The 12,171-nt window shown below is 43.2% G+C and carries 7 protein-coding genes; 3 read left to right on the top strand and 4 right to left on the bottom strand.

The genetic code is table 11. From position 1 onward, the window contains the following. Positions 1-17: 17 nt before the first annotated feature. Entirely contained in the window at positions 18-947 is a 930-nt protein-coding gene (locus PP181_RS15470) for a 3-keto-disaccharide hydrolase (RefSeq protein WP_272637757.1), read from the bottom strand. A gap of 332 nt (positions 948-1,279) precedes the next feature. Here PP181_RS15470 and PP181_RS15465 point away from each other — a divergent pair, with 332 nt between their 5' ends. Next, entirely contained in the window at positions 1,280-4,687 is a 3,408-nt protein-coding gene (locus PP181_RS15465) for a HEAT repeat domain-containing protein (protein WP_272637756.1), read from the top strand. A gap of 78 nt (positions 4,688-4,765) precedes the next feature. Further along, the gene (locus PP181_RS15460) at positions 4,766-5,287 is read left to right on the top strand and encodes a DUF5004 domain-containing protein (RefSeq protein WP_272637755.1); all 522 of its coding nucleotides are present in this window, start codon (positions 4,766-4,768) and stop codon (positions 5,285-5,287) included. Between the two features lie 26 nt (positions 5,288-5,313). On the opposite strand, the gene PP181_RS15455 is transcribed toward PP181_RS15460, so the two are convergent. Both PP181_RS15455 and mnmA read right to left on the bottom strand, forming a co-directional pair. Further along, positions 5,314-6,258 carry an NAD(P)H-dependent flavin oxidoreductase gene (locus tag PP181_RS15455; protein WP_154918605.1) on the bottom strand — a complete coding sequence of 315 codons (945 nt, stop codon included), beginning with the start codon at positions 6,256-6,258 and terminating at the stop codon, positions 5,314-5,316. A 43-nt stretch (positions 6,259-6,301) separates the two neighbouring features. Beyond that, on the bottom strand, positions 6,302-7,492 hold the full coding sequence (mnmA, locus tag PP181_RS15450) for a tRNA 2-thiouridine(34) synthase MnmA (protein WP_272637754.1): 1,191 nt from the start codon (positions 7,490-7,492) through the stop codon (positions 6,302-6,304). Positions 7,493-7,846: 354 nt separating this feature from the next. Here mnmA and PP181_RS15445 point away from each other — a divergent pair, with 354 nt between their 5' ends. Further along, entirely contained in the window at positions 7,847-9,868 is a 2,022-nt protein-coding gene (locus PP181_RS15445) for a fasciclin domain-containing protein (protein ID WP_272637753.1), read from the top strand. A gap of 415 nt (positions 9,869-10,283) precedes the next feature. On the opposite strand, the gene yidC is transcribed toward PP181_RS15445, so the two are convergent. Beyond that, positions 10,284-12,137: a membrane protein insertase YidC gene (yidC, locus tag PP181_RS15440; RefSeq protein ID WP_272637752.1), complete on the bottom strand. Its 1,854-nt coding sequence runs from the start codon at positions 12,135-12,137 to the stop codon at positions 10,284-10,286. Positions 12,138-12,171: the final 34 nt, after the last annotated feature.

Genomic DNA, 12,171 nt, shown 5'->3' with positions numbered 1-12,171 from the left:
AGGCTTTTTACTTTTACCTATTTCGCTGTTATCGGTGTAATTTCGATAGCTTTAAATTCTATGGGACCGTGATCACCCTGTATCATAATGGGGCCTGCTTCGGCTTCATGATTGTCCAAAGCGCCACCGGTCATTCCCAGGATATTCTGTCCGTCAATGACCGTTTTGCCATTGGCAACTATAGTCACCCTTCTGCCAATTAACGTGATATCAAAACTTTGCCACTCCCCTGCTTTCATGGCGACGTTTTCATTGGGTGTGAGTAGTCCATATACGCCCCCAAAATAAATCGACGCCGGGGACAGTCCAATATTGTCCGCAATCTGGACCTCATACCTTCCTCTTAAATAAAGTCCACTGTTACTACCTTTTGGATATTTGAACTCCACATGTATTTTAAAATCCTTGAATTTTTCCTTCGATACTAAATTCACCCCAGATGCATTGCTCGTCAAGATACCATCAACCACTTTCCATTGATTACCTTCTTTAATCTCCCAACCATCTAGATTTTTTCCATTGAACAGGTCTATTTTCCTGCCCATTTTTTGGTCATCATAATAAGGCAACTCTGGTGCTCTTTGTCCTGTCCAAGAATAGGTTTTACCATTGGTATATACCATGGTTCCTTCCAATCCTTCACCTATCATTTCAAATTGAAATTCCATATCGGCCGCTCCAGGTTCCCATTGTGGAGGAATCTGAAATTGGAATACATCCCCAAATTTTTTGACTTCGGCTACCGGTCTCGCACTTCCAAAAGCATAGGTAAACCTACCAATTAAAGTGTTGTTTCCAGAATGCATGACCTCCAACCAGCTTGGCAAATCAGTACCTTCTTGAGAGATGGTGAGGTTCCACCTACCTTCCAACGGATGACCTTCTTGGCTCCGGACCACAAAAAAACAACTAAAAAGAATCGGGAAAAGTAATACTCTTAATTTCATAAAGCAGTTCATTAATATATCAATTTATAAGTAAACTACCTCGGGGCAAGCCCTCGAGGCATTCTTTGAAAAAGAATTTTTAATTTCGAGTCCAGCCTTGGTGTATTAAACCCTTTGGCGGTGCGAATAAATGCAGTCTCAAATATAATCGATGCCCAGCGTTTTGTACTTATGGAAAATGGGGAAAATTCATGTATTTAGGCAATAATCGGTACATAAAATTATAAATTTCAAATTTTCGCATAGGTTAATTTATAAATCCACATACTTTTTCCGTTAGTTTGAATTTGATAATTACTATTTTTAGAGCTTCTAAATCTGTAAAGAATATCATGCGATTCCTTTTTAAAGCCCCATTAATTCTCGTTGTATTAGTAGCGATTAATTCCTGTCAAAATAACAAACCTGTTGAAACTCCGGTAGTGATCTATGAAGACAGTACGGCCATAGCAGAAAAAATAGAATCAGCAAGGGCAGGGGTTTCCGCCATCGTAGCCGATGGCCTAAAATTAAGTCTTTGGGCCACCGATTCCCTAGCTCCGGACCCTATCGCCATGGATGTAGATAACGAAGGTAGGATATACATTACCCGATCCAATAGAAATAAAAATTCCGAATTCGATATTCGTGGGCATCGGGATTGGATGACCGCATCCATAGGCCTGCAATCCGTTGAAGATAGAAGGGCTTTTCTTAGGGAGACCTTCGCACCGGAAAAAAGTAAGGAGAATCAATGGTTTCCCGATCTTAATAATGATTCCATTCATGATTGGCAGGACTTGGCGGTTCAAAAGGATGAAGTATGGATGTTGGAAGATTCCGACGGAGATGGTATTGCCGATGTATCGACCCAAATCCTCAACGACTTTAATGACGAAATCAATGATGTTGCCGGTGCGCTTTTGGTACGCGACGAGGATGTTTTTGTGGGCATTGGACCGGACATGTATCGCCTAAAGGATACCAATGGGGATAAAATCTTGGATGAGAAAACAAGCATAGCCACCGGTTTTGCGGTACATATCGGTTTTGGCGGACACGGCATGTCCGGGGCAACCCAAGGACCTGACGGCAAGATTTATTGGGGCATTGGAGATATTGGCGCGAACATTACCACGGTTGATGGTGTCAACCATAAATACCCCAATCAAGGGGTCATCGTACGTAGTAATCCGGACGGAAGCAACTTTGAAATATTTGCCCGTGGGCTACGAAATACCCATGAATTTGTATTCGATGCCTATGGAAATATTATTTCCTCCGATAATGACGGGGACCACAAGGGCGAGAGCGAGCGATTGGTCCATATTGTGGAAGGCTCAGATGCCGGGTGGCGTGCCAACTGGCAATATGGCAAGTATACGGACCCAAACAATAATGGATATAATGTTTGGATGGACGAAAAACTATATGTGCCAAGATGGGAAGGACAAGCCGCTTATATCATTCCCCCGATCCAGAATTTTCACAATGGCCCAACCGGAATGCTCTATAACCCGGGAACGGCCCTGGGAAAAAAATGGTTGGACAAATTCTTTTTGGTGGAGTTCGTGGGCGATCCCAGCAGGTCACATATTTGGTCCTTTGACCTAAAACCGAAAGGAGCATCTTTTGAACTGGGTTCGGACCAATCCATTTTAACAGGAGTTCTGCCCACGGGTATCGCCTTTGGACCTGACGGAGCCTTGTATCTAGCCGATTGGATCAATGGATGGGGATCCAAGGATTTTGGTCGGGTTTGGAAATTGGACGTTACGGAGGCGGAAAACGATTTGGAACAACAACGTTTGCAGACCCAAAGGCTTATGACCCATAATTATAGGGATGATGACACGGAAAACCTCATCAAGTTATTAAGTTATGAGGATATGCGTATCAGGTTAAAGGCCCAGTTTGAACTTGCCAATAGGACATTTTGGGGATATCGGGCCTTGGAAAAGGCCATAGTGGAAGAAGAAAATCAATTCGCTAGGATACATGCCATTTGGGGCATCGGCCAAATTGCCTCCGATAATCCAAAAAAAGCGGAACCTTTGGTACCTTTGTTATCGGATAACGATCCTGAGATTATTGCCCAAGTGGCCAAAGTTTTGGGCGACGTTCGGTACCCCGATGCATCGGATACATTGCTATCCTTACTTACCCATGAGAACGACCGGGTAAAATTTTACGCCGCGCAGGCCATGGGACGATTAGGCTATGAACCTGCGGTTGAGCCATTGATCCAAATGCTTGCTGCCAATGATGACCAAGACCTCTATTTGAGACATGCTGCGGTTCTTGCCCTTTCAAGAATAGGGAAGGTAGAACCCATGGTCGCCTTGGCACGGCATGAAGATAGAAGTCTCCGTTTGGCCGCCGTACTGGTGCTGAGAAGACTTGAGAGTCCGGAAATAAGCGTATTCCTATCAGATCCGGACACCAATATTGTTACGGAAGCGGCCAGGGCCATCAACGATGATTGGTCCATAGAAGCTGCCTTGCCAAATCTTGCCGCACTACTGAGAAACGAAAAGTACAAATCTGAACCCTTGTTGAGAAGGGCCATCAATGCGGCGTTGCGTGTGGGAAGTGACGAGGCCTTACAGGACCTGATCGATTTTGCAAAAAAGGAGAGCGTTTCCGATGTTTTGAGGGGCGAGGCGCTATCGGCCTTAAGCACATGGAAGAAACCATCTGTTTTGGACCGGGTCGATGGTAGGTATAGGGGCGAAATCATCAGGGACAGCAGTCAGTTAAAAGACCGATTGGAGAAGGAAATCCCCATTTTTCTGGAGCAAAGAAATCCGGAAATCCTCATTGGGGTAGCAAAGGCTTTAAGTGCTGTGGGTATCGATAGCTACAATGACAAACTCTTCAACATTTTCAGGAATAGTAAAAACCATGATGTTAGGGCCGCTATGCTATCGGCATTGGGAAATCTGAACTACGGAAGAATGGAGGTAGCCATGTCCTTGGGCATGAAAGATGCCAACGAGGAAGTGAGAACTGCGGCGGTGGGATTATTGGCCCAATTGAACCTACCCAAAGAAAAGCTTCCAACCTTGGTCGACCCCATTTTTAAAAATGGGTCTACAAGGGAACAACAAAGTATGTTAAATGTATTGGGCGATTTGCCCAAGGATAAAACCAATGCCATCCTGAACAGTCTCATTGACAAAGCCAGTAAAAATAGGTTGGGACAGGATATCATCCTCGATTTGATGGAATCCGTATCGGCAACCGAAGATTCGGTTTTAATTGCAAAAATGGACAAGTTGAATGACGCGGGCTACACGGCCGATTCGTATCTGGAGACCTTGTACGGCGGAAATCGATGGAACGGAAGGGATGTTTTCAATAGCAATCCAACGGCCCAGTGTGTACGCTGTCATGCAGTGAACGGTTCGGGAGGAGAGGTAGGTCCCCCGCTGGATAATATTGCGAATATTTTAACCCGTGAGCAGATTTTGGAGGCCCTTATTGAACCCAGTGCCAGATTGGCGCCCGGATATGGAACCGTAAACCTCACCCTAACCGATGGGCAGATGGTCTCCGGCGTACCTTTGGAAGAAAATAACAAAGAACTGTTGTTACGTACGTCTGAAGCGGAACCTATGCGCGTTCCAAAAGGAAGAATAAAAAAGAGGGAGAACTCGGTATCCTCCATGCCCGCCATGGGCCGTCTCATTACCAGAAGGGAGCTACGGGACCTTATGGAGTACTTGGGTAGTTTGAAGCAACAGGATAAAGGAGCTTAAAGAAAATACTCCATTTAAAAAGTCAAACATCTTAGGCAACCTTTTTCAATAAGCGCATCTTTTCAAAAAAGAAGCCTTATGAAGTTACGTGTTTTTAAAAAATTGGGAGTTGTCGTACTATGTATGCTATTCGTTAAATGTGATTTAAACGAGGACCCAATAGAATGTCCATCGCCTTTAACCGGAGATTTGTTGGAAACGGAGCTGACGCTGGTAGGAACCTGGAAAATCAGTGGAATAACGGCGGACACAGAGGTGGATATTAGCAATGATTCCGAAGACAATCCAAGCACGGATATTTACAACCAATCCAGCGATTGTTCCAAGGATGCATTTTACACGTTCAACGAAAATAGAACCTATACCTATAACACGGGTACACAAACGGATGGCTGCACGAAGAATACCACATCAGGGACTTGGCAATTGAATCAAAAGGATCTTTTATTGGTAGTGTCCTGTGGCTCCAATGTTTATGATGTCTCCTTTAACGAGGATGATTCACAATTTTCATATACCCTTTCCCTAGACGTTCAGGAAGTAAATGGCGTATTGACCAGTGCAAGGATAACGTTCACTTTTTCAAAGGAAGAAAATTAACTTAAGATTCGTTTCAATGAGGATTTCTATTTCCCGTTGCAAAGTAGATTAAGACATCCATTGTATTGATCGATGATTTCCTCCATGATTTCCTTGGCAGGTTTTATATCATGGATAATGGATGAGACCTGACCTATTTCGAGTTCGCCCTCTTCCAGGTCACCCTCGAACATACCTTTTTTTGCTCTGCCCCTTCCTAAAAGAATCTTGAGTTCTTCTGGTTTGGCATCCCTAGCATAAGCGGCCTGCACATCAGAATAAAACTTATTCTTTAATAGACGTACCGGGGTCAACTCCTTCAAGGTCAATAGCGTGTCCCCTTCTTGTGCCTTAACCACCTGATGCTTGAAATTTATATGACTGGACGCTTCATTAGTGGCCACGAACCTACTTCCAATTTGTACGCCATCGGCACCAAGAACCATGGCAGCAAGCATCCCCGCCCCAGTGGCGATTCCGCCAGCAGCTATAATAGGAATTTGGATTTTCTCCTTCACCAAGGGTATAAGGACAAAGGTAGTTGTCTCGTCCCTTCCGTTGTGTCCACCCGCTTCAAAGCCTTCGGTCACAATGGCATCCACCCGGGCCTCTTGGGCCTTTATTGCAAATTTTAGACTGCTCACAACATGTACAACGGTTATTCCACGTTCCTTTAAATACCCCGTCCAGGTTTTAGGATTTCCTGCTGAAGTGAAAACGATGCGTACTTCTTCTTCTTCGATGATCTCAAAAATCTCTTTAACATTCGGATAGAGCATTGGAACATTTACCCCAAAAGGTTTATCGGTAGCATTTTTGCATTTTTGGATATGTTCCCTAAGTACCTCCGGATACATGCTTCCTGCACCTAAAAGGCCCAATCCGCCTGCGTTCGAAACGGCGGATGCCAATTTCCAGCCACTGGCCCAGACCATCCCTGCCTGAATGATGGGATATTTTATTTGAAATAATTCGGTTATCCTGTTTTGCATCCCTTATTTATTTACCGATTTAACAGTTGACGGAAAGACCCCCTTAGGAAATTACCCCGGAACCTACGAGCTCATCACCAAGATACCAAGCAACAAACTGGCCTTCCGTAATGGCCGATTGTTTTTCCTCAAAATCCACATACATACCACCTTCTATTTTATAAAGGGTGGCTTCCTGAAGTTCTTGCCTGTATCTAATTCGTGCCTTCACCTTAAGGCTTTCATCGGTATGCAAGCTTAAATCTGGTCGGACCCAATGAATTTCCTCTTCCTGCACGAACAAAGTTCTTCTATAGAGTCCAGGATGCGACTTTCCCTGCCCAGTGTAAATGATATTCTGTTCAACATCCGTTTCAATTACAAATAATGGCTCCTTTGTCCCTCCCACATTGAGACCCTTACGCTGTCCTTTGGTGAAATAGTGGGCCCCTTGGTGCTCTCCTACTATTTTTCCGTCTTCAAGCGAGTACTGAGGTTTTCTGGCAAAAAAGGCAAGTTCAGATACTTTGTCGTCAAAATTGGGAACTGTAAGCTCAAATTTATTTTCACTTGAAGGAACCTCAACAATTTTACCTTTTTTGGGTTTAAGCTGCTGCTGTAGAAATTCCGGAAGCCTCACCTTACCAATAAAACAAAGGCCTTGCGAATCCTTCTTATCGGCCGTAATCAAATGCATTTTTGCGGCAATCTGCCTGACTTCAGGTTTGGTCAATTCCCCAATGGGAAATAAGGTCTTGGACAGTTGTTCCTGTGAAAGTTGGCACAAAAAGTAAGACTGGTCCTTATTTGTATCCTTACCGGCCAATAACTGATAGGTTTCAGTTCCATCCGCATTTGTAATGGTCCCTTTTCTACAATAATGCCCGGTTGCAACAAAATCCGCACCTAGCTGCAAGGCGATCTTAAGAAAAACATCGAATTTTATTTCCCGGTTACACAGCACATCTGGGTTTGGCGTACGACCCATTTCGTATTCACGGAACATGTAGTCCACGATGCGCTCCTTGTACTCAGCGCTCAGGTCCACTGTTTGAAACGGAATACCCAACTTTTCCGCAACGATAAGGGCATCATTGCTGTCCTCCAGCCAAGGGCACTCTTCAGAAATTGTTACGGAGTCGTCATGCCAATTCTTCATAAAGAGTCCAATGACATCGTAACCCTGTTCTTTTAAAAGATAGGCTGCCACACTGGAATCCACACCGCCAGAAAGTCCAATTACAACTTTTTTCATGATGACTACTTTGTCGCTACAAAAGTACAAAATTACGATACCGGTACATCAACAACTACATTTTTGAAAAGTTGGCCAATCCAAATTAATAATTGTCATCCAAAGCGGGATAACGATTTGTATTACAACTACCAATCTGAATCATCTTAAAAACAATCAATTATGTTAAAGTTTGATAAAATTTTCGATATGGAAATGGTCCTTGCTTTAATTAATATCAACAGATTTTATTAAACTTCATCGATGAATGGTATATAAAAACCCATCCTCTCAGACCCTAAATTTTAACAAAGCTTTAAATACGAACATTTAATATTGTTTAACTTTATGTAAAATTACTTAAACAAAAATAATATGAAAACAATTACTACCTATTTTAAACCTATTCTGACACTATTGGTGTTGGCTTTTGCCTTTTCCTGTAGCGAGGACGAGAATGAAGAACCCATAGTTGTGGATTCAGCTACCATTGTTGACATTGCCCAAGATGAAGATGCTCTGACATCCCTCGTGAGCGCACTAACTACTGCAGATATTAATGAGGGAACCGATTTGGTTGGAACATTGAGCTCCGATGGCCCTTTTACCGTATTTGCTCCTACCAACGATGCATTCGCAGCGCTGTTAGGGCAATTGGAGGGTTTTGATTCCTTGGAAGATTTTGATACGGATGAAGAACGTGCCCTACTTGCCAAAATTCTAACTTATCATGTGGTAGCAGGTACGGCCGCCGCCTCTACAGACTTGACAGATGGTATGATGGTCACGACCGTTCAAGGAGAGGAGCTTACCATTAGTTTGGAAGGTGGCGTTTTTATTGATGATGCTACTGACATGAATGCCCAAGTAATTATTCCTGATGTGACAGCTAGCAATGGAATCGTTCACGTTATTGATAAAGTATTGCTGCCCCAAGAAATTATCGATGCCTTGAATGCTGGCGAAATGGAAAATGAAACTGGTACCTTGGTAGATATTGTGGTGGATACCGAAACACTTTCCATTTTGGAAGCTGCAGTAATCAAAGCCGATTTGGTCGCTACTTTAAGTTCTGATGGCCCCTTTACCGTTTTTGCACCTACGAATGATGCTTTCGTGGCTTTGTTGGAGCTTCTTGGGGACGACTACAATAGTTTGGATGACTTTGACACTATGGAAGAAATGGCCCTCTTAAAGGACATCTTGTTATACCATGTAATAGCTGCTGAGGTTAAGTCGATCGATTTGGCGGCAGGTGCAGTTCCTACTGTCCTTCCAAATAACAGCATAGAGGTTATCGCTTCAGGGGATACCTTTGTAATTGGGGATGCTTCCGGTACGGACGCCAATATTACCGGGGTCGATATAATGGCATCCAATGGTGTTGCACATACGATTGATAAGGTATTACTGCCTCAAAGTGCCATTGATTTCGTAACCCAAATGCAATTAAAGTCTATAGTGGATGTTGCTGTGGAAACAGACAATTTAAGCCTTTTGGTTGGGGCTCTAACCCAGGCGAATGCCGGTCTGGTGGAAACTTTGAACGGCGATGGTCCTTTTACCGTTTTTGCGCCAACAAACGAAGCTTTTGCCGCGTTGTTGGATACTTTAGGGGATGATTATAATGGTCTGTCCGATTTTGATACCGATGCCGAAAAGGATTTACTGGTAACCATTCTGACCTACCATGTCGTTGCCGGAACGGCTGCTTTTTCAACAGCATTGAGCGATGGACAGGAAATTGAGACGTTTCAAGGAGAAAACGTGGCCATTAATATAAAGGATGGCACCGTTCACGTAGCCGATGCCACTGGAGAAAACGCGACGGTAACAATACCTGATGTTGAGGCAAGCAATGGCGTTGTACATATTATCAACAAAGTATTGTTACCACAGGCAGCTCTGGACGCGTTGGTACCTCCCGTACCCAATATTGTTGAAGCTGCCCAAGCTACAGAAAGCTTGAGTTCCCTAGTAGCTGCATTGATTCAGGCCGATGCTGGTTTGGTAGCTACCTTAAGTGGCGAAGGTCCATTTACGGTATTCGCACCAACAAACGAAGCATTTGCGGCCCTGCTGGATAGTCTGGGTGAAAACTTCAATAGCCTGGAAGATTTTGATACCGATGAGGAGAAGGCGCTGTTGGCCCAATTGCTTACCTACCATGTAGTTGCAGGAGCCGCAGTGGCCTCTACTGACCTATCCGACCATCAGGAGATTGTAACCGTACAAGGGGAATCCCTATTCGCTATTTTAAACCACGGTGTACAGATTAGGGATAAAACACACGTGGATGCCAACGTAACAATGCCAGATGTAATGACCAGCAACGGTATTGTACATATTATAGATAAAGTACTTTTGCCACAGGAAATTATTGATGCCCTACATTAATTTTTGAAACGTAACTTTGATAAAAAGCCTTCCTTATTCTAGGGAGGCTTTTCTTGTATGTTCTCAAACATCATATAAACAACATTTAGCATACAACTAAAGACCCTTTGCAACTAAGTTTTTTTTTATCTGTGAACAAGTCGCAATTTTACATTCCCAAATCTTACCAAACCAAACCTTAATCAATGGCAAAAGCCTCTACGAACTACGTAGAGGCTTTTCATTTTATAGTCTTAAACCCGGTATTTGCATTAGGGAACCTCGTGAAGGTGAAAAGCGCAAAAAAATAAAGTGGTTTGGAAATTTTAGCATAGCACCGCTATGGTGAAATTGAAAACGCAGCGCAGCGATTTATTTTGAAGCGATATTTAGCTGTAACAGCTTTTCTAATGTATAATCCGGGTTAAAAAAAGGGTTATTTCTTTTTCTGTGCTTCCGCTTGCTCCATCATTTCACGCATTTTACGCTGAAACTTGTTTTCCTTTTTAGGCTTCTTTTTATTCTCCTGTATCTGGGCATGGATCTTATCATTATCCAGAATGAAATTCTTGATAACGAGCATAATTCCAATGGTGATCAAGTTGGAAATAAAGTAATACAAACTAAGACCACTGGCATAGTTGTTAAAGAAGAACAACATCATAAAAGGCATCAAGTACATGATAAACTTCATGTTGGGCATCCCAGGTTGGGTGGGCATATTTTGTCCCGTGGTCATCATCATGTAAAAGAAGATGGCAATGGAGGCCAAAATTGGAAAAAGGCTCACATGGTCGCCATAGAATGGTATGGAGAAGCCTTCCGGAAATTGATAAATGGTATCAAAGGAGGAAAGGTCGTCCGCCCATAAAAACGACTTTTGGCGTAACGCAAAGGACGTGGGAAAAAACATAAATAGGGCATAGAAAATAGGCATCTGTAAAAATGCCGGCACGCAACCGCTCATAGGACTAACACCTGCCTTACCATACAATTTCATGGTCTCCTGCTGCTTTTTCATGGCATTGTCCTTGTACTTTTCGTTCAATTCATTGATTTCCGGCCGTAGTACCTTCATTTTTGCCTGGGACAAATACGACTTATAGGTCACGGGAGACATGGCCAAACGCACCAGAATGGTCATGATGATGATGGCGATTCCATACGGGAAGTAGGTACTCAAAAATCCATAAAAAGGAGTAAAAACATATCTGTTTATCCATCCAAAAATTCCCCATCCAAAGGGTATGGAGTCTGCGAGGCCAGCCTCCTTGTATTGGGAAAGTACTTCCAAGTCCGTGGGACCATAATAGAGGTACATATTTTTGGCAATTTCCCCTCCCTTTATTTCCAACGGGAGTTTGGATGCATAATTTTTGGTAAAGCCAAAGGTCCTACTTTCCTCCTCTACCAAATCTTGGGATTTCAACTCCCCTGTTTTAAAGGGTTCATCGGTACCTAAAATGGAGCTAAAGAAATGCTGTCTGTAGGAAATCCATTTGATGTCCTCCTCGGTTTCCTCATCATCGCCTCCGGCGGAAAGTTTACTTAATTTGCCATCCTCATGATGGTAGGTTAAACGGGTATATCTATTTTCATATTCGATACTCTTGGAATGCCGGATACCTTTCATCTTCCAATCCAGTGTAACAGGCTTGCTACTGTTGAGGATTCTGTCCAGCCCTTGGGTACGCACTGCGAAATCCACCAAATATTCACCGGGCTTCATTTCATATCGATATTCCAAAAACTGGTTGTTGGAGGTTTTGGCTTTCATGGAAAGCACTTGGTTGTCCCCAGATTTGGTCAATGTAGGTTCAAAGAATAGGTCCTTTGTATTCAAGACCCTGTTATCCGTGGTGGAAAAATCAATGGAATAGGCTGAGTTGCCATCCTTTACCAGATAAACGGGGACCGAATCATAGGTGACAAAATTTTTCATTTTTGCCTCTACCACATGACCTCCTTTGTTACTTATCTCCAAATAAAGTACATCATTCTCCAAGACCGTGGTTCCCCCTTTTGGCATGGTAAATCCAAATGCACCTATTTGACTCTTGTAGCCTGCAACGGCTGTAGAATCATTTAGGTTTACGGCCGGCGTATCGTCGATTACAATATCCTCAGGAGATGACTCTTCCGCGGCCGCTGCATCCATTTGTTCCTGTTTCGCCTTCTGTGCCTCCAATTCTTCCGGGGTAGGTTTGTTTTGATAGAACATAAAAATCAAGATTCCAAAAATCAAGACAAACCCAATGATAGACTTTACATCTAATTTCTTCTCTTCCATTTAAGTATACTATGTGATGGTAAATGTTTGGTTC

The sequence above is a fragment of the Maribacter sp. PR66 genome, from assembly GCF_028464205.1.
Taxonomy (GTDB): domain Bacteria; phylum Bacteroidota; class Bacteroidia; order Flavobacteriales; family Flavobacteriaceae; genus Maribacter; species Maribacter flavus.
This window is presented reverse-complemented; position numbering and strand designations above follow the sequence as displayed.

Bases quoted from the DNA above. Each gene is read 5' to 3' on its own strand.
- PP181_RS15470 (WP_272637757.1), bottom strand. From the start codon at position 947: ATGAAATTAAGAGTATTACTTTTCCCGATTCTTTTTAGTTGTTTTTTT.
- PP181_RS15465 (WP_272637756.1), top strand. From the start codon at position 1,280: ATGCGATTCCTTTTTAAAGCCCCATTAATTCTCGTTGTATTAGTAGCG.
- PP181_RS15460 (WP_272637755.1), top strand. From the start codon at position 4,766: ATGAAGTTACGTGTTTTTAAAAAATTGGGAGTTGTCGTACTATGTATG.
- PP181_RS15455 (WP_154918605.1), bottom strand. From the start codon at position 6,258: ATGCAAAACAGGATAACCGAATTATTTCAAATAAAATATCCCATCATT.
- mnmA (WP_272637754.1), bottom strand. From the start codon at position 7,492: ATGAAAAAAGTTGTAATTGGACTTTCTGGCGGTGTGGATTCCAGTGTG.
- PP181_RS15445 (WP_272637753.1), top strand. From the start codon at position 7,847: ATGAAAACAATTACTACCTATTTTAAACCTATTCTGACACTATTGGTG.
- yidC (WP_272637752.1), bottom strand. From the start codon at position 12,137: ATGGAAGAGAAGAAATTAGATGTAAAGTCTATCATTGGGTTTGTCTTG.